Source organism: Vibrio sp. BS-M-Sm-2, from assembly GCF_041504345.1.
Taxonomy (GTDB): Bacteria; Pseudomonadota; Gammaproteobacteria; order Enterobacterales; family Vibrionaceae; genus Vibrio; species Vibrio satsumensis.
Map to the genome: position 1 here is coordinate 1,556,305 of NZ_CP167894.1, position 20,366 is coordinate 1,576,670.

2 protein-coding genes, 6 tRNA genes and 8 rRNA genes are annotated in these 20,366 nt (G+C 48.0%); 1 reads left to right on the plus strand and 15 read right to left on the minus strand.

Annotated features, from left to right (window positions below; translation table 11 throughout):
* Nucleotides 1-86 precede the first annotated feature (86 nt).
* Nucleotides 87-3,764, minus strand: a complete 3,678-nt coding sequence (gene metH, locus AB8613_RS06930) for a methionine synthase (RefSeq protein ID WP_372384697.1) — start codon at nt 3,762-3,764, stop codon at nt 87-89.
* A 169-nt stretch (nt 3,765-3,933) separates the two neighbouring features.
* Here metH and AB8613_RS06935 point away from each other — a divergent pair, with 169 nt between their 5' ends.
* Complete coding sequence (locus AB8613_RS06935; RefSeq protein WP_136979351.1) at nt 3,934-5,214, plus strand: sodium:proton antiporter; 1,281 nt, start codon at nt 3,934-3,936, stop codon at nt 5,212-5,214.
* Between the two features lie 611 nt (nt 5,215-5,825).
* Here AB8613_RS06935 and AB8613_RS06940 read toward each other — a convergent pair.
* The 14 genes from AB8613_RS06940 to AB8613_RS07005 all read right to left on the minus strand — a co-directional run bounded on the left by AB8613_RS06940 (nt 5,826) and on the right by AB8613_RS07005 (nt 20,366).
* Nucleotides 5,826-5,902: transfer RNA gene (locus tag AB8613_RS06940), tRNA-Trp, on the minus strand.
* 59 nt (nt 5,903-5,961) lie between these two features.
* Nucleotides 5,962-6,038, minus strand: a tRNA-Asp gene (locus AB8613_RS06945).
* Nucleotides 6,039-6,081: 43 nt separating this feature from the next.
* Nucleotides 6,082-6,197: ribosomal RNA gene (rrf, locus tag AB8613_RS06950) — 5S ribosomal RNA — on the minus strand.
* A 95-nt stretch (nt 6,198-6,292) separates the two neighbouring features.
* Nucleotides 6,293-9,186, minus strand: a 23S ribosomal RNA gene (locus AB8613_RS06955).
* Nucleotides 9,187-9,482: 296 nt separating this feature from the next.
* Nucleotides 9,483-9,558, minus strand: a tRNA-Ala gene (locus AB8613_RS06960).
* A gap of 14 nt (nt 9,559-9,572) precedes the next feature.
* Nucleotides 9,573-9,649 (minus strand) — tRNA-Ile (locus AB8613_RS06965).
* A gap of 67 nt (nt 9,650-9,716) precedes the next feature.
* Nucleotides 9,717-11,271 (minus strand): 16S ribosomal RNA (locus AB8613_RS06970).
* A 392-nt stretch (nt 11,272-11,663) separates the two neighbouring features.
* Nucleotides 11,664-11,779 (minus strand): 5S ribosomal RNA (gene rrf / locus AB8613_RS06975).
* A 95-nt stretch (nt 11,780-11,874) separates the two neighbouring features.
* A 23S ribosomal RNA gene (locus AB8613_RS06980) occupies nt 11,875-14,768 on the minus strand.
* A 296-nt stretch (nt 14,769-15,064) separates the two neighbouring features.
* A tRNA-Ala gene (locus AB8613_RS06985) sits at nt 15,065-15,140 on the minus strand.
* Nucleotides 15,141-15,154: 14 nt separating this feature from the next.
* Nucleotides 15,155-15,231 (minus strand) — tRNA-Ile (locus tag AB8613_RS06990).
* Between the two features lie 67 nt (nt 15,232-15,298).
* A 16S ribosomal RNA gene (locus AB8613_RS06995) occupies nt 15,299-16,853 on the minus strand.
* Nucleotides 16,854-17,261: 408 nt separating this feature from the next.
* Nucleotides 17,262-17,377, minus strand: a 5S ribosomal RNA gene (rrf, locus tag AB8613_RS07000).
* A 95-nt stretch (nt 17,378-17,472) separates the two neighbouring features.
* A 23S ribosomal RNA gene (locus AB8613_RS07005) occupies nt 17,473-20,366 on the minus strand.
* Together the 16S, 23S and 5S rRNA genes with 6 tRNA genes alongside form the textbook arrangement of a ribosomal RNA operon.

Here is a 20,366-nt window from a genome sequence, read left to right on the forward strand (position 1 = left end):
AACCAAATCACAAATACAAAAAGGGTTGCTATTAAGCAACCCTTTCTCTTTTTACTTTACGAATCAAAGCCCGTCATAGATTCAAACTAGTTAATGTTTGGACCTAACCACTTCTCAGCTTCTAACATATCCCATCCTTTACGATCGGCATAGCTATCCACTTGATCCTGTTGAATCTGTGCAATAGCAAAGTATCGAGCATCAGGGTGTGAGAAGTACATACCAGATACAGAAGCACCAGGCCACATCGCATAGCTCGACGTTAAGGACATATCAATCGCTTTCTCAACATTCATTAACTCCCACAACGTACCTTTCTCGGTATGCTCTGGGCAAGCAGGGTAACCTGGAGCAGGGCGAATACCTTGGTATTTCTCACGAATCAAATCATCGTTCGATAAGTCTTCATCTGGCGAGTAACCCCAAATATCCTTTCTCACTTCTTTATGCAGGTACTCCGCGAACGCTTCAGCCAATCGATCAGCAACCGCTTGAATCATGATTGCATTGTAATCATCGCCTTTCGCTTTGTATTCATCAGCCAGCTCACGCTCACCAATACCACCCGTTACCGCAAAGCCACCAATCCAGTCCGCTTTACCACTTTCTTTTGGAGCAATGTAATCTGACAGGCAATAGTTAAAGCCTTTTGGTTTCTCTGTCTGTTGACGAAGGTTGTGTAGAACCTTTAGGACTTCGGTGCGAGATTCATCGGTATACACCTCAATATCATCACCAACACTGTTCGCTGGGAACATGGCACACATACCGCGAGCTTCAAGTAGTTTATCTTTCTCCACACGGTCTAACAGATCGTTAGCGTCTTTGAATAAACGTTGCGCTTCTTCGCCCACTTCTTCATGCTCAAGAATCGCAGGGTACTTACCAACTAAAGACCACGTCATGAAGAATGGCGTCCAATCGATGTACTGACGCAAAGTAGCCACATCAAAATCTTTGAAAATGTGCACTCCCGGCTTAGCCGGTGCCGGTGGTGTATAAGCATCCCAATCAATAGCCACTTTATTAGCACGAGCTTTTTCAAGTGTCACAGGCTTAGTGCGAGGCTTCTTACGATTATGTTGATCACGAACGCGATCATAATCGATATCCAACTTCTCAACGAAAGCAGGTTTCAATTCATCAGAAAGCAGTGACGTACATACACCCACAGCACGAGAGGCGTTGTTTACATAAACCACTGGCTCTGAGTAATTCTGTTCAATCTTAACAGCAGTGTGAGCTTTAGATGTGGTTGCACCACCAATCAAAAGAGGAAGCTTAAAGCCTTGTCTTTCCATCTCTTTGGCAACGTGCACCATTTCATCAAGAGATGGTGTGATCAAACCAGATAAGCCGATAATGTCGACGTTCTCTTCTTTCGCGACCTTAAGAATCTTTTCACAAGAAACCATCACACCTAAGTCGATAATTTCGTAGTTATTACACTGCAAAACCACACCAACGATATTCTTACCGATATCGTGTACGTCGCCTTTAACGGTCGCTAACAGAATCTTACCGTTAGTCGCACCCACTTCTTTGGATGCATTGATGAACGGTTCTAAGTGCGCAACAGCCTGCTTCATTACACGCGCAGACTTAACTACCTGTGGTAAGAACATCTTACCTTCACCAAATAGGTCACCAACAACGTTCATGCCGTCCATTAGAGGACCTTCAATCACCTCAATAGGACGAGAGGCATTAACACGAGCTTCTTCAGTGTCTTCAACTATAAAGTCTGTAATACCTTTAACCAAAGAGTGCTCTAAGCGCTTCTCTACAGGCCAAGTACGCCATTCTAGAGCTGACTTATCTTCAACTTTACCTACTGCTCGCTCTAGGTACTCAGTTGCCATATCAAGCAAACGTTCCGTCGAATCATCACGGCGGTTTAGTACTACATCTTCAACAGCATCACGCAGGTCTTCAGGAACATTATCGTAAATCTCCAGTTGACCAGCATTTACAATGCCCATATCCATACCATTTTTAAAACAGTGATATAGGAATACTGCGTGGATTGCCTCACGGACGTAGTTATTGCCGCGGAATGAGAACGACACGTTAGATACGCCACCAGAGATCATCGCATGAGGGAGATCGCGTTTGATGTCTCCCACTGCTTCAATGAAATCAACCGCATAGTTGTTATGTTCATCAATACCAGTAGCTACTGCGAAAATGTTCGGATCAAAAATAATGTCTTCAGGAGGGAAGCCAACTTCATCCACAAGAATGTTGTAGGCATTGGTACAGATCTCAACTTTACGCTCTCGAGTATCAGCCTGACCAACTTCATCAAAAGCCATCACAATAACGGCAGCACCATAGCGACGAACTAACTTGGCTTGCTCGACAAATTTCTCTTTGCCTTCTTTTAGAGAGATAGAGTTGACTATACCTTTACCCTGAATACATTTCAGGCCAGCTTCGATAACTTCCCATTTTGAAGAATCGACCATTACTGGTACTTTTGAAATTTCTGGTTCAGAGGCACATAAATTAAGGAATTTAACCATACACGCTTCAGCGTCTAGCATCCCTTCATCCATGTTGATATCGATAATTTGAGCACCGTTCTCAACTTGCTCTCGAGCAACACTCAAGGCTTCGTCGTAAAGCTCTTCTTTAATCAGGCGCTTAAAGCGAGCTGAGCCCGTCACATTGGTACGCTCACCCACATTCACGAATAAAGATTCTTTAGCAATCGTCAGAGGCTCTAGCCCCGAAAGGCGACAAGAAACCGGTAAGTCTGGCAATTGACGCGGCGTTACACCTTCAACAGCCTCAGCCATTTGGCGGATATGCTCTGGAGTAGTACCACAACAACCACCAATTAGGTTCAAGAAACCACTTTCAGCCCATTCTTTAACGTGTTCGGCCATATCTTCAGGAGAAAGGTCATACTCACCAAATGCGTTAGGTAACCCCGCGTTAGGGTGAGCCGAAACATTGCATTCTGAGATGCGAGACATCTCACCAACATACTCACGCAGTTCGTCAGGGCCTAGAGCACAATTCAGTCCAAATGAGATAGGTTTAACATGACGAAGGGCATTATAGAATGCTTCTGTTGTCTGCCCTGAAAGCGTACGACCTGATGCATCAGTGATGGTACCGGAGATCATCACTGGAAGAATAATACCCACTTCTTCAAAAACAGATTCAACGGCAAAAGCACACGCTTTCGCGTTCAACGTATCGAAGATAGTCTCGATAAGAATAAGATCTGAGCCACCCTTAATAAGCGCACGGGTCGATTCAGAATAGGCTTCAACCAATTCGTCAAAGCTAACATTACGGTACCCTGGATCATTTACATCAGGCGAGATAGAACAAGTTCGGTTGGTTGGGCCTAACACACCCGCAACAAAGCGAGGCTTGTCTGGAGTCTTTGCTGTCCACTCATCAGCCGCTTCACGAGCAAGCTTGGCAGCAGCAAAATTAATTTCGTCACTAAGGCTTTCCATATCATAGTCGGCCATAGCGATAGTTGTAGCGTTAAAGGTATTGGTTTCGAGGATGTCTGCCCCAGCTTCCAAGTATTCTGAATGGATATCTTTGATAAGCTTAGGCTGCGTAAGAACTAAAAGGTCATTGTTGCCTTTTAAGTCACTGTGCCAATCAGCAAAGCGTTCACCACGATAGTCTTGCTCTTCCAATTTATAATCCTGAATCATGGTACCCATACCACCATCAATCAGTAAAATTCGTTGCTTCAACAGAGCGTCAATCTTTTGCCTTACATTACTTCCCACGGTACAACCTCATTCCTTTAATTATCCCTCCATCCTATCACACATTAAAAAGGAGTCTAGACGTCTAAAAAAGGAAATTGATTACCGACTCATGACAAAAAAATGTTTGCTATTTGAGCATGAGACAACGAAAATTCATATTCATACTTTGTTACATGTTGGAATCCCAATGTCGGTCTATTACACCTTATGCTTCTTGTCCGCTGCAGCCATGCTTATTGCTTTCGTGAATACAAAAATTGGTAAAATGCAGACAACCATCGCCATCACAGCTGGCTCAATGATGTTATCTCTATTGATTATCATTGCGGGACAAAACAATTGGTTCCAACTGGCTGACATCGCCTCAGAAACCGTTGCCAGTATCAACTTTGAAGATTTCCTACTTAAGGGAATATTGGGGTTCTTACTCTTTGCCGGTGGTTTAGGGATTAAGTTACCAAACCTAAAAGACCAAAAGTGGGAAATAACTGTACTCGCGTTAGGTGCTACGCTGTTTTCAACCTTCTTTATCGGTTTTGTACTGTACGGGTTCTGTCAGGTCATCGGCATTCAATTTGATCTGATTTACTGCCTACTCTTTGGCTCGTTAATCTCTCCAACCGATCCAATTGCCGTTTTAGCAATAGTAAAGAAGCTCGATGCGCCCAGAAGAATCTCTACTCAAATCGAAGGAGAATCTCTATTCAACGATGGTTTTGGCTTAGTGATCTTCGTAACCCTATTTACTATCGCATTCGGCACAGAAGCGCCAACCGTCGGTAGTGTGACCATGCTATTCGTTCAAGAGGCAATTGGCGGCATCGTCTACGGTTTTGTTTTAGGTCTTGTATTCCATTACCTAATCAGCAATACCGATGACCACTCGATGGAGTTGCTATTAACCATCGGCATCCCAACTGCTGGTTATGCGTTTGCTGAAGTTCTACATGTATCAGGTCCATTAGCGATGGTGGTATCAGGTATCATGATTGGTAACTGGACTCGCTTTATCGGATTCTCAAAAGAGAGTGAAGATCACCTAGATCATTTCTGGGAATTGATAGATGAATTCTTAAACGGCGTATTATTCTTGTTAATTGGTATGTCGATGCTGCTATTCAAATTCCACCAAGAAGACTGGATCTTAATGGCGTTCGCAGTCCCCCTTGTATTGAGTGCTCGCTACTTAAGTGTTTTCTTGTCTTACATTGGATTTAAACGTTTTAGAACTTACAACCCGTGGTCGATTAAGATTCTAACTTGGGGTGGTTTACGCGGTGGTTTAGCACTAGCCATGGCACTTTCAATCCCTTCAGGTATCTGGGTAATTGAAGACAAGGCAATAGATGTTAAAGAGATAATCCTTGTCATGACATATGCTGTTGTTGTGTTCTCTATTCTGATTCAAGGCTCAACAATCACTCCTATGATAGAGAAAGCAAAACAAGCAGAGAAAGAGCTAGATTAACATCTAGATGATCAACCAAGGCCGTCTACTTTAGGTGGCCTTTTTTATACGTAATGAAAGTCAAACTCACCAATTCCCTCGCTGAAGAGTATACGTGGAACATAGAGCTTATATCGATATTTGATACTGCTAGTATTTGAGTAAACAAAAACCTTAATGTGGGGGAGGACTAAGTTTGGCCAGAACTCTTTCAGGAGCTCAAGTCATACAGAGAACTCGTTATTCTGCGCCCTCGCTAGTCTACCCAATAAACCACTTCCAAGATTATATAAGTATCAATCGAACGGCTTCACCTTGCACCTTGAAACACAAATAACGGGACTCAATGTCTCGCTAGAATAGCGTTAGTTATTAACTAGCAGAATTACAGAGCAAAATGAGTGTTGAGTAGATAGAGATAGCTAAAGGAGTACTTGGTGCTTCCCGCGTTACCTCTAATAAAGGCTCTAGCATTCCTGCAGGGACGCTCAGTCTAGAGTCTTAAATATAGCAGGGTTCGAATAAGCCGGCACTCCGAGATTCGACCGGGCTGGCGATCCAACTCCCAACATTGCTTCGTAGAAGCAACAGATGTAAAAAAGCCTCAGCATTTCTGCTGAGGCTTTAGTATATGGCAGGGGTGGAGAGATTCGAACTCCCAACACGCGGATTTGGAATCCGCTGCTCTGCCAATTGGAGCTACACCCCTAAAACTTTCATTACTTCAGATTCGAAAAAACCTCGCACTAGGCGAGGTTATCGAATAAGTGGCGGAGTGGACGGGACTCGAACCCGCGACCCCCGGCGTGACAGGCCGGTATTCTAACCAACTGAACTACCACTCCGCAGTGGAAGACTTGTCGTCGCTGACAAGTGTTCAAATTTAAAGCCTGGCGATGTCCTACTCTCACATGGGGAAGCCCCACACTACCATCGGCGCTATTGTGTTTCACTTCTGAGTTCGGCATGGAATCAGGTGGGTCCACAATGCTATGGTCGCCAAGCAAATTTTAAAATTCGGAAAACTGTATTTAAAAGTCTATCTCTTCAAACTCATTCAAGGTCTGTCTTTGAGTCCACAAAACCCCTTGGGTGTTGTATGGTTAAGCCTCACGGGCAATTAGTACAGGTTAGCTCAATGCCTCGCAGCACTTACACACCCTGCCTATCAACGTCGTAGTCTACGACAACCCTTTAGGACGCTTATAGCGTCAGGGAAAACTCATCTCAAGGCTCGCTTCCCGCTTAGATGCTTTCAGCGGTTATCGATTCCGAACTTAGCTACCGGGCAATGCCATTGGCATGACAACCCGAACACCAGAGGTTCGTCCACTCCGGTCCTCTCGTACTAGGAGCAGCCCCTTTCAATTTTCCAACGCCCACGGCAGATAGGGACCGAACTGTCTCACGACGTTCTAAACCCAGCTCGCGTACCACTTTAAATGGCGAACAGCCATACCCTTGGGACCGACTTCAGCCCCAGGATGTGATGAGCCGACATCGAGGTGCCAAACACCGCCGTCGATATGAACTCTTGGGCGGTATCAGCCTGTTATCCCCGGAGTACCTTTTATCCGTTGAGCGATGGCCCTTCCATTCAGAACCACCGGATCACTATGACCTGCTTTCGCACCTGCTCGAATTGTCATTCTCGCAGTCAAGCGGGCTTATGCCATTGCACTAACCACACGATGTCCAACCGTGTTTAGCCCACCTTCGTGCTCCTCCGTTACTCTTTGGGAGGAGACCGCCCCAGTCAAACTACCCACCAGGCACTGTCCGTAATCCCGATTCAGGGACCAACGTTAGAACATCAAAACTACAAGGGTGGTATTTCAAGGACGACTCCACCACATCTAGCGACGCGGTTTCAAAGTCTCCCACCTATCCTACACATGTAGGTTCAATGTTCAGTGCCAAGCTGTAGTAAAGGTTCACGGGGTCTTTCCGTCTAGCCGCGGGTACACTGCATCTTCACAGCGATTTCAATTTCACTGAGTCTCGGGTGGAGACAGCGTGGCCATCATTACGCCATTCGTGCAGGTCGGAACTTACCCGACAAGGAATTTCGCTACCTTAGGACCGTTATAGTTACGGCCGCCGTTTACCGGGGCTTCGATCAAGAGCTTCGACCGAAGTCTAACCCCATCAATTAACCTTCCGGCACCGGGCAGGCGTCACACCGTATACGTCATCTTACGATTTTGCACAGTGCTGTGTTTTTAATAAACAGTTGCAGCCACCTGGTATCTGCGACTCTCGTCTGCTCCATCCGCAAGGGACTTCACTGATAAGAGCGTACCTTCTCCCGAAGTTACGGTACCATTTTGCCTAGTTCCTTCACCCGAGTTCTCTCAAGCGCCTTGGTATTCTCTACCCGACCACCTGTGTCGGTTTGGGGTACGATTCCTTACAATCTGAAGCTTAGAGGCTTTTCCTGGAAGCATGGCATCAATGACTTCACTACCGTAGTAGCTCGACATCGTATCTCAGCGTTAGTAGCGGTCCGGATTTACCTAAACCACCCGCCTACGTACTTGAACCTGGACAACCGTCGCCAGGCCCACCTAGCCTTCTCCGTCCCCCCATCGCAATTGTAAGAAGTACAGGAATATTAACCTGTTTCCCATCGACTACGCCTTTCGGCCTCGCCTTAGGAGTCGACTTACCCTGCCCCGATTAACGTTGGACAGGAACCCTTGGTCTTCCGGCGAGGGAGTTTTTCACTCCCTTTATCGTTACTCATGTCAGCATTCGCACTTCTGATACCTCCAGCAGCCCTTACAGACCACCTTCAACGGCTTACAGAACGCTCCCCTACCCCACGCACCCTAAGGTACGTAGCCGCAGCTTCGGTGTATAGCTTAGCCCCGTTACATCTTCCGCGCAGGCCGACTCGACCAGTGAGCTATTACGCTTTCTTTAAATGATGGCTGCTTCTAAGCCAACATCCTGGCTGTCTGAGCCTTCCCACATCGTTTCCCACTTAGCTATACTTTGGGACCTTAGCTGGCGGTCTGGGTTGTTTCCCTCTCCACGACGGACGTTAGCACCCGCCGTGTGTCTCCCGGATAGTACTTACTGGTATTCGGAGTTTGCAAAGGGTTGGTAAGTCGGGATGACCCCCTAGCCTTAACAGTGCTCTACCCCCAGTAGTATTCGTCCGAGGCGCTACCTAAATAGCTTTCGGGGAGAACCAGCTATCTCCAGGTTTGATTGGCCTTTCACCCCTAGCCACAAGTCATCCGCTAATTTTTCAACATTAGTCGGTTCGGTCCTCCAGTTGATGTTACTCAACCTTCAACCTGCCCATGGCTAGATCACCTGGTTTCGGGTCTAATCCTAGCAACTGTACGCCCAGTTAAGACTCGGTTTCCCTACGGCTCCCCTAAACGGTTAACCTTGCTACTAAAATTAAGTCGCTGACCCATTATACAAAAGGTACGCAGTCACACCACGAAGGTGCTCCTACTGCTTGTACGTACACGGTTTCAGGTTCTATTTCACTCCCCTCACAGGGGTTCTTTTCGCCTTTCCCTCACGGTACTGGTTCACTATCGGTCAGTCAGTAGTATTTAGCCTTGGAGGATGGTCCCCCCATATTCAGACAGGATATCACGTGTCCCGCCCTACTCGTTTTCACTGATGATGAGATGTCGATTACGGGGCTATCACCCTTTACTGCGGCACTTTCCAGAGCCTTCATCTGTCTCATTAAAAGCTTAAGGGCTAATCCAATTTCGCTCGCCGCTACTTTCGGAATCTCGGTTGATTTCTCTTCCTCGGGGTACTTAGATGTTTCAGTTCCCCCGGTTTGCCTCCTGTTGCTATGTATTCACAACAGGATACTTACTTATGTAAGTGGGTTTCCCCATTCAGGAATCCCAGACTCAAAAGGTTATTACTACCTAATCTGGGCTTATCGCAAGTTATTACGCCTTTCATCGCCTCTGACTGCCAAGGCATCCACCGTGTACGCTTAGTCACTTAACCATACAACCCGAAAGGGTCTTAGCGTATGGCAACTAACCAAGGTTTTTGGTTGTCATCAAGAAGGGTTAATTCTTGATAACTGTTTGCCGGACTCAATGTGATTCAAACAAGTTTGAATCGAATACAAGACACTTGAATGTGTTTGTTGTGTTTACCATAAAGGTAAACATTGAGAACTTTTAAATTTGATTGAATTACTCGTAAGTAATCAATCAGTCAGCTTTCCAAATTGTTAAAGAGCTTGATTCAATAAATTGAACCATTTTTAAAGACTCTCTTAAGAGAATACTTAAAGATGGTGGAGCTATGCGGGATCGAACCGCAGACCTCCTGCGTGCAAGGCAGGCGCTCTCCCAGCTGAGCTATAGCCCCATCTAGGTCGATATTGGTGGGTCTGAGTGGACTTGAACCACCGACCTCCCGCTTATCAGGCGAGCGCTCTAACCAGCTGAGCTACAGACCCAATATCGTCTCTTAACTTTTCTAAACCTAATCAATCTGTGTGGACACTTATCGTGAATATCTTCGTATAAGGAGGTGATCCAGCCCCAGGTTCCCCTAGGGCTACCTTGTTACGACTTCACCCCAGTCATGAACCACAAAGTGGTGAGCGTCCTCCCCGAAAGGTTAAACTACCCACTTCTTTTGCAGCCCACTCCCATGGTGTGACGGGCGGTGTGTACAAGGCCCGGGAACGTATTCACCGTAGCATTCTGATCTACGATTACTAGCGATTCCGACTTCATGGAGTCGAGTTGCAGACTCCAATCCGGACTACGACGCACTTTTTGGGATTCGCTCACTATCGCTAGCTTGCTGCCCTCTGTATGCGCCATTGTAGCACGTGTGTAGCCCTACTCGTAAGGGCCATGATGACTTGACGTCGTCCCCACCTTCCTCCGGTTTATCACCGGCAGTCTCCCTGGAGTTCCCGACATTACTCGCTGGCAAACAAGGATAAGGGTTGCGCTCGTTGCGGGACTTAACCCAACATTTCACAACACGAGCTGACGACAGCCATGCAGCACCTGTCTCAGAGTTCCCGAAGGCACACCTGCGTCTCCGCTGGTTTCTCTGGATGTCAAGAGTAGGTAAGGTTCTTCGCGTTGCATCGAATTAAACCACATGCTCCACCGCTTGTGCGGGCCCCCGTCAATTCATTTGAGTTTTAATCTTGCGACCGTACTCCCCAGGCGGTCTACTTAACGCGTTAGCTCCGAAAGCCACGGCTCAAGGCCACAACCTCCAAGTAGACATCGTTTACGGCGTGGACTACCAGGGTATCTAATCCTGTTTGCTCCCCACGCTTTCGCATCTGAGTGTCAGTATCTGTCCAGGGGGCCGCCTTCGCCACTGGTATTCCTTCAGATCTCTACGCATTTCACCGCTACACCTGAAATTCTACCCCCCTCTACAGTACTCTAGTTCACCAGTTTCAAATGCAGTTCCGAGGTTGAGCCCCGGGCTTTCACATCTGACTTAATGAACCACCTGCATGCGCTTTACGCCCAGTAATTCCGATTAACGCTCGCACCCTCCGTATTACCGCGGCTGCTGGCACGGAGTTAGCCGGTGCTTCTTCTGTTGCTAACGTCAAGAGATAGCGCTATTAACACTACCCCCTTCCTCACAACTGAAAGTACTTTACAACCCGAAGGCCTTCTTCATACACGCGGCATGGCTGCATCAGGCTTTCGCCCATTGTGCAATATTCCCCACTGCTGCCTCCCGTAGGAGTCTGGACCGTGTCTCAGTTCCAGTGTGGCTGATCATCCTCTCAGACCAGCTAGGGATCGTCGCCTTGGTGAGCCATTACCTCACCAACTAGCTAATCCCACCTAGGCATATCTTGACGCGAGAGGCCCGAAGGTCCCCCTCTTTGGCCCGTAGGCATTATGCGGTATTAGCCATCGTTTCCAATGGTTATCCCCCACATCAAGGCAATTTCCTAGGCATTACTCACCCGTCCGCCGCTCGACGCCCATTAACGCACCCGAAGGATTGTTAGTGTCGTTTCCGCTCGACTTGCATGTGTTAGGCCTGCCGCCAGCGTTCAATCTGAGCCATGATCAAACTCTTCAATTTAAGATTTTGTGACTCAACGAATACTGACTTCAAAACTAATATTCATGTAAACATGAACATGTAATTCTAAAGCTATTACCATTCCAACAGAATGGTAATGAATTGACTGTGCCAAATAACCGAAGTTATTTGTATTGGTCACTCAGTTCATTGAAATCAATTTTGATTCCGAAGAATCTGTTTTATCTAACGATAAAACGTTTTGATATTCATCAACGAGTGCCCACACAGATTGATAGGTTTAAATTGTTAAAGAGCTTTGCTTTCAGTGCCTTAGCACTTAAGCAGGACGCGTATAATACGCTTTCTACTTTGAAAGTCAACATAAAATACTAAGAAAACTTAGAACTCTATGGTGACTTGTCTACTTTGTAGACAAAGTCGAAATTAAAGCCTGGCGATGTCCTACTCTCACATGGGGAAACCCCACACTACCATCGGCGCTATTGTGTTTCACTTCTGAGTTCGGCATGGAATCAGGTGGGTCCACAATGCTATGGTCGCCAAGCAAATTTTAAAATTCGGAAAACTGTATTTAAAAGTCTATCTCTTCAAACTCATTCAAGGTCTGTCTTTGAGTCCACAAAACCCCTTGGGTGTTGTATGGTTAAGCCTCACGGGCAATTAGTACAGGTTAGCTCAATGCCTCGCAGCACTTACACACCCTGCCTATCAACGTCGTAGTCTACGACAACCCTTTAGGACGCTTATAGCGCCAGGGAAAACTCATCTCAAGGCTCGCTTCCCGCTTAGATGCTTTCAGCGGTTATCGATTCCGAACTTAGCTACCGGGCAATGCCATTGGCATGACAACCCGAACACCAGAGGTTCGTCCACTCCGGTCCTCTCGTACTAGGAGCAGCCCCTTTCAATTTTCCAACGCCCACGGCAGATAGGGACCGAACTGTCTCACGACGTTCTAAACCCAGCTCGCGTACCACTTTAAATGGCGAACAGCCATACCCTTGGGACCGACTTCAGCCCCAGGATGTGATGAGCCGACATCGAGGTGCCAAACACCGCCGTCGATATGAACTCTTGGGCGGTATCAGCCTGTTATCCCCGGAGTACCTTTTATCCGTTGAGCGATGGCCCTTCCATTCAGAACCACCGGATCACTATGACCTGCTTTCGCACCTGCTCGAATTGTCATTCTCGCAGTCAAGCGGGCTTATGCCATTGCACTAACCACACGATGTCCAACCGTGTTTAGCCCACCTTCGTGCTCCTCCGTTACTCTTTGGGAGGAGACCGCCCCAGTCAAACTACCCACCAGGCACTGTCCGTAATCCCGATTCAGGGACCAACGTTAGAACATCAAAACTACAAGGGTGGTATTTCAAGGACGACTCCACCACATCTAGCGACGCGGTTTCAAAGTCTCCCACCTATCCTACACATGTAGGTTCAATGTTCAGTGCCAAGCTGTAGTAAAGGTTCACGGGGTCTTTCCGTCTAGCCGCGGGTACACTGCATCTTCACAGCGATTTCAATTTCACTGAGTCTCGGGTGGAGACAGCGTGGCCATCATTACGCCATTCGTGCAGGTCGGAACTTACCCGACAAGGAATTTCGCTACCTTAGGACCGTTATAGTTACGGCCGCCGTTTACCGGGGCTTCGATCAAGAGCTTCGACCGAAGTCTAACCCCATCAATTAACCTTCCGGCACCGGGCAGGCGTCACACCGTATACGTCATCTTACGATTTTGCACAGTGCTGTGTTTTTAATAAACAGTTGCAGCCACCTGGTATCTGCGACTCTCGTCTGCTCCATCCGCAAGGGACTTCACTGATAAGAGCGTACCTTCTCCCGAAGTTACGGTACCATTTTGCCTAGTTCCTTCACCCGAGTTCTCTCAAGCGCCTTGGTATTCTCTACCCGACCACCTGTGTCGGTTTGGGGTACGATTCCTTACAATCTGAAGCTTAGAGGCTTTTCCTGGAAGCATGGCATCAATGACTTCACTACCGTAGTAGCTCGACATCGTATCTCAGCGTTAGTAGCGGTCCGGATTTACCTAAACCACCCGCCTACGTACTTGAACCTGGACAACCGTCGCCAGGCCCACCTAGCCTTCTCCGTCCCCCCATCGCAATTGTAAGAAGTACAGGAATATTAACCTGTTTCCCATCGACTACGCCTTTCGGCCTCGCCTTAGGAGTCGACTTACCCTGCCCCGATTAACGTTGGACAGGAACCCTTGGTCTTCCGGCGAGGGAGTTTTTCACTCCCTTTATCGTTACTCATGTCAGCATTCGCACTTCTGATACCTCCAGCAGCCCTTACAGACCACCTTCAACGGCTTACAGAACGCTCCCCTACCCCACGCACCCTAAGGTACGTAGCCGCAGCTTCGGTGTATAGCTTAGCCCCGTTACATCTTCCGCGCAGGCCGACTCGACCAGTGAGCTATTACGCTTTCTTTAAATGATGGCTGCTTCTAAGCCAACATCCTGGCTGTCTGAGCCTTCCCACATCGTTTCCCACTTAGCTATACTTTGGGACCTTAGCTGGCGGTCTGGGTTGTTTCCCTCTCCACGACGGACGTTAGCACCCGCCGTGTGTCTCCCGGATAGTACTTACTGGTATTCGGAGTTTGCAAAGGGTTGGTAAGTCGGGATGACCCCCTAGCCTTAACAGTGCTCTACCCCCAGTAGTATTCGTCCGAGGCGCTACCTAAATAGCTTTCGGGGAGAACCAGCTATCTCCAGGTTTGATTGGCCTTTCACCCCTAGCCACAAGTCATCCGCTAATTTTTCAACATTAGTCGGTTCGGTCCTCCAGTTGATGTTACTCAACCTTCAACCTGCCCATGGCTAGATCACCTGGTTTCGGGTCTAATCCTAGCAACTGTACGCCCAGTTAAGACTCGGTTTCCCTACGGCTCCCCTAAACGGTTAACCTTGCTACTAAAATTAAGTCGCTGACCCATTATACAAAAGGTACGCAGTCACACCACGAAGGTGCTCCTACTGCTTGTACGTACACGGTTTCAGGTTCTATTTCACTCCCCTCACAGGGGTTCTTTTCGCCTTTCCCTCACGGTACTGGTTCACTATCGGTCAGTCAGTAGTATTTAGCCTTGGAGGATGGTCCCCCCATATTCAGACAGGATATCACGTGTCCCGCCCTACTCGTTTTCACTGATGATGAGATGTCGATTACGGGGCTATCACCCTTTACTGCGGCACTTTCCAGAGCCTTCATCTGTCTCATTAAAAGCTTAAGGGCTAATCCAATTTCGCTCGCCGCTACTTTCGGAATCTCGGTTGATTTCTCTTCCTCGGGGTACTTAGATGTTTCAGTTCCCCCGGTTTGCCTCCTGTTGCTATGTATTCACAACAGGATACTTACTTATGTAAGTGGGTTTCCCCATTCAGGAATCCCAGACTCAAAAGGTTATTACTACCTAATCTGGGCTTATCGCAAGTTATTACGCCTTTCATCGCCTCTGACTGCCAAGGCATCCACCGTGTACGCTTAGTCACTTAACCATACAACCCGAAAGGGTCTTAGCGTATGGCAACTAACCAAGGTTTTTGGTTGTCATCAAGAAGGGTTAATTCTTGATAACTGTTTGCCGGACTCAATGTGATTCAAACAAGTTTGAATCGAATACAAGACACTTGAATGTGTTTGTTGTGTTTACCATAAAGGTAAACATTGAGAACTTTTAAATTTGATTGAATTACTCGTAAGTAATCAATCAGTCAGCTTTCCAAATTGTTAAAGAGCTTGATTCAATAAATTGAACCATTTTTAAAGACTCTCTTAAGAGAATACTTAAAGATGGTGGAGCTATGCGGGATCGAACCGCAGACCTCCTGCGTGCAAGGCAGGCGCTCTCCCAGCTGAGCTATAGCCCCATCTAGGTCGATATTGGTGGGTCTGAGTGGACTTGAACCACCGACCTCCCGCTTATCAGGCGAGCGCTCTAACCAGCTGAGCTACAGACCCAATATCGTCTCTTAACTTTTCTAAACCTAATCAATCTGTGTGGACACTTATCGTGAATATCTTCGTATAAGGAGGTGATCCAGCCCCAGGTTCCCCTAGGGCTACCTTGTTACGACTTCACCCCAGTCATGAACCACAAAGTGGTGAGCGTCCTCCCCGAAAGGTTAAACTACCCACTTCTTTTGCAGCCCACTCCCATGGTGTGACGGGCGGTGTGTACAAGGCCCGGGAACGTATTCACCGTAGCATTCTGATCTACGATTACTAGCGATTCCGACTTCATGGAGTCGAGTTGCAGACTCCAATCCGGACTACGACGCACTTTTTGGGATTCGCTCACTATCGCTAGCTTGCTGCCCTCTGTATGCGCCATTGTAGCACGTGTGTAGCCCTACTCGTAAGGGCCATGATGACTTGACGTCGTCCCCACCTTCCTCCGGTTTATCACCGGCAGTCTCCCTGGAGTTCCCGACATTACTCGCTGGCAAACAAGGATAAGGGTTGCGCTCGTTGCGGGACTTAACCCAACATTTCACAACACGAGCTGACGACAGCCATGCAGCACCTGTCTCAGAGTTCCCGAAGGCACACCTGCGTCTCCGCTGGTTTCTCTGGATGTCAAGAGTAGGTAAGGTTCTTCGCGTTGCATCGAATTAAACCACATGCTCCACCGCTTGTGCGGGCCCCCGTCAATTCATTTGAGTTTTAATCTTGCGACCGTACTCCCCAGGCGGTCTACTTAACGCGTTAGCTCCGAAAGCCACGGCTCAAGGCCACAACCTCCAAGTAGACATCGTTTACGGCGTGGACTACCAGGGTATCTAATCCTGTTTGCTCCCCACGCTTTCGCATCTGAGTGTCAGTATCTGTCCAGGGGGCCGCCTTCGCCACTGGTATTCCTTCAGATCTCTACGCATTTCACCGCTACACCTGAAATTCTACCCCCCTCTACAGTACTCTAGTTCACCAGTTTCAAATGCAGTTCCGAGGTTGAGCCCCGGGCTTTCACATCTGACTTAATGAACCACCTGCATGCGCTTTACGCCCAGTAATTCCGATTAACGCTCGCACCCTCCGTATTACCGCGGCTGCTGGCACGGAGTTAGCCGGTGCTTCTTCTGTTGCTAACGTCAAGAGATAGCGCTATTAACACTACCCCCTTCCTCACAACTGAAAGTACTTTACAACCCGAAGGCCTTCTTCATACACGCGGCATGGCTGCATCAGGCTTTCGCCCATTGTGCAATATTCCCCACTGCTGCCTCCCGTAGGAGTCTGGACCGTGTCTCAGTTCCAGTGTGGCTGATCATCCTCTCAGACCAGCTAGGGATCGTCGCCTTGGTGAGCCATTACCTCACCAACTAGCTAATCCCACCTAGGCATATCTTGACGCGAGAGGCCCGAAGGTCCCCCTCTTTGGCCCGTAGGCATTATGCGGTATTAGCCATCGTTTCCAATGGTTATCCCCCACATCAAGGCAATTTCCTAGGCATTACTCACCCGTCCGCCGCTCGACGCCCATTAACGCACCCGAAGGATTGTTAGTGTCGTTTCCGCTCGACTTGCATGTGTTAGGCCTGCCGCCAGCGTTCAATCTGAGCCATGATCAAACTCTTCAATTTAAGATTTTGTGACTCAACGAATACTGACTTCAAAACTAATATTCATGTAAACATGAACATGTAATTCTAAAGCTATTACCATTCCAACAGAATGGTAATGAATTGACTGTGCCAAATAACCCCTCTCTATATAGAAAGTAATTATTCGTATTGGTCACTCAGTTCATTGAAATCAATTTTGATTCCGAAGAATCTGTTTTATCTAATGATAAAACGTTTTGATATTCATCAACGAGTGCCCACACAGATTGATAGGTTTAAATTGTTAAAGAGCTTTGCTTTCAGTGCCTTAGCACTTAAGCAGGACGCGTATAATACGCTTTCTACTTTGAAAGTCAACATAAAATACTAAGAAAACTTAGAACTCTATGGTGACTTGTCTACTTTGTAGACAAAGTCGAAATTAAAGCCTGGCGATGTCCTACTCTCACATGGGGAAGCCCCACACTACCATCGGCGCTATTGTGTTTCACTTCTGAGTTCGGCATGGAATCAGGTGGGTCCACAATGCTATGGTCGCCAAGCAAATTTTAAAATTCGGAAAACTGTATTTAAAAGTCTATCTCTTCAAACTCATTCAAGGTCTGTCTTTGAGTCCACAAAACCCCTTGGGTGTTGTATGGTTAAGCCTCACGGGCAATTAGTACAGGTTAGCTCAATGCCTCGCAGCACTTACACACCCTGCCTATCAACGTCGTAGTCTACGACAACCCTTTAGGACGCTTATAGCGTCAGGGAAAACTCATCTCAAGGCTCGCTTCCCGCTTAGATGCTTTCAGCGGTTATCGATTCCGAACTTAGCTACCGGGCAATGCCATTGGCATGACAACCCGAACACCAGAGGTTCGTCCACTCCGGTCCTCTCGTACTAGGAGCAGCCCCTTTCAATTTTCCAACGCCCACGGCAGATAGGGACCGAACTGTCTCACGACGTTCTAAACCCAGCTCGCGTACCACTTTAAATGGCGAACAGCCATACCCTTGGGACCGACTTCAGCCCCAGGATGTGATGAGCCGACATCGAGGTGCCAAACACCGCCGTCGATATGAACTCTTGGGCGGTATCAGCCTGTTATCCCCGGAGTACCTTTTATCCGTTGAGCGATGGCCCTTCCATTCAGAACCACCGGATCACTATGACCTGCTTTCGCACCTGCTCGAATTGTCATTCTCGCAGTCAAGCGGGCTTATGCCATTGCACTAACCACACGATGTCCAACCGTGTTTAGCCCACCTTCGTGCTCCTCCGTTACTCTTTGGGAGGAGACCGCCCCAGTCAAACTACCCACCAGGCACTGTCCGTAATCCCGATTCAGGGACCAACGTTAGAACATCAAAACTACAAGGGTGGTATTTCAAGGACGACTCCACCACATCTAGCGACGCGGTTTCAAAGTCTCCCACCTATCCTACACATGTAGGTTCAATGTTCAGTGCCAAGCTGTAGTAAAGGTTCACGGGGTCTTTCCGTCTAGCCGCGGGTACACTGCATCTTCACAGCGATTTCAATTTCACTGAGTCTCGGGTGGAGACAGCGTGGCCATCATTACGCCATTCGTGCAGGTCGGAACTTACCCGACAAGGAATTTCGCTACCTTAGGACCGTTATAGTTACGGCCGCCGTTTACCGGGGCTTCGATCAAGAGCTTCGACCGAAGTCTAACCCCATCAATTAACCTTCCGGCACCGGGCAGGCGTCACACCGTATACGTCATCTTACGATTTTGCACAGTGCTGTGTTTTTAATAAACAGTTGCAGCCACCTGGTATCTGCGACTCTCGTCTGCTCCATCCGCAAGGGACTTCACTGATAAGAGCGTACCTTCTCCCGAAGTTACGGTACCATTTTGCCTAGTTCCTTCACCCGAGTTCTCTCAAGCGCCTTGGTATTCTCTACCCGACCACCTGTGTCGGTTTGGGGTACGATTCCTTACAATCTGAAGCTTAGAGGCTTTTCCTGGAAGCATGGCATCAATGACTTCACTACCGTAGTAGCTCGACATCGTATCTCAGCGTTAGTAGCGGTCCGGATTTACCTAAACCACCCGCCTACGTACTTGAACCTGGACAACCGTCGCCAGGCCCACCTAGCCTTCTCCGTCCCCCCATCGCAATTGTAAGAAGTACGGGAATATTAACCCGTTTCCCATCGACTACGCCTTTCGGCCTCGCCTTAGGAGTCGACTTACCCTGCCCCGATTAACGTTGGACAGGAACCCTTGGTCTTCCGGCGAGGGAGTTTTTCACTCCCTTTATCGTTACTCATGTCAGCATTCGCACTTCTGATACCTCCAGCAGCCCTTACAGACCACCTTCAACGGCTTACAGAACGCTCCCCTACCCCACGCACCCTAAGGTACGTAGCCGCAGCTTCGGTGTATAGCTTAGCCCCGTTACATCTTCCGCGCAGGCCGACTCGACCAGTGAGCTATTACGCTTTCTTTAAATGATGGCTGCTTCTAAGCCAACATCCTGGCTGTCTGAGCCTTCCCACATCGTTTCCCACTTAGCTATACTTTGGGACCTTAGCTGGCGGTCTGGGTTGTTTCCCTCTCCACGACGGACGTTAGCACCCGCCGTGTGTCTCCCGGATAGTACTTACTGGTATTCGGAGTTTGCAAAGGGTTGGTAAGTCGGGATGACCCCCTAGCCTTAACAGTGCTCTACCCCCAGTAGTATTCGTCCGAGGCGCTACCTAAATAGCTTTCGGGGAGAACCAGCTATCTCCAGGTTTGATTGGCCTTTCACCCCTAGCCACAAGTCATCCGCTAATTTTTCAACATTAGTCGGTTCGGTCCTCCAGTTGATGTTACTCAACCTTCAACCTGCCCATGGCTAGATCACCTGGTTTCGGGTCTAATCCTAGCAACTGTACGCCCAGTTAAGACTCGGTTTCCCTACGGCTCCCCTAAACGGTTAACCTTGCTACTAAAATTAAGTCGCTGACCCATTATACAAAAGGTACGCAGTCACACCACGAAGGTGCTCCTACTGCTTGTACGTACACGGTTTCAGGTTCTATTTCACTCCCCTCACAGGGGTTCTTTTCGCCTTTCCCTCACGGTACTGGTTCACTATCGGTCAGTCAGTAGTATTTAGCCTTGGAGGATGGTCCCCCCATATTCAGACAGGATATCACGTGTCCCGCCCTACTCGTTTTCACTGATGATGAGATGTCGATTACGGGGCTATCACCCTTTACTGCGGCACTTTCCAGAGCCTTCATCTGTCTCATTAAAAGCTTAAGGGCTAATCCAATTTCGCTCGCCGCTACTTTCGGAATCTCGGTTGATTTCTCTTCCTCGGGGTACTTAGATGTTTCAGTTCCCCCGGTTTGCCTCCTGTTGCTATGTATTCACAACAGGATACTTACTTATGTAAGTGGGTTTCCCCATTCAGGAATCCCAGACTCAAAAGGTTATTACTACCTAATCTGGGCTTATCGCAAGTTATTACGCCTTTCATCGCCTCTGACTGCCAAGGCATCCACCGTGTACGCTTAGTCACTTAACC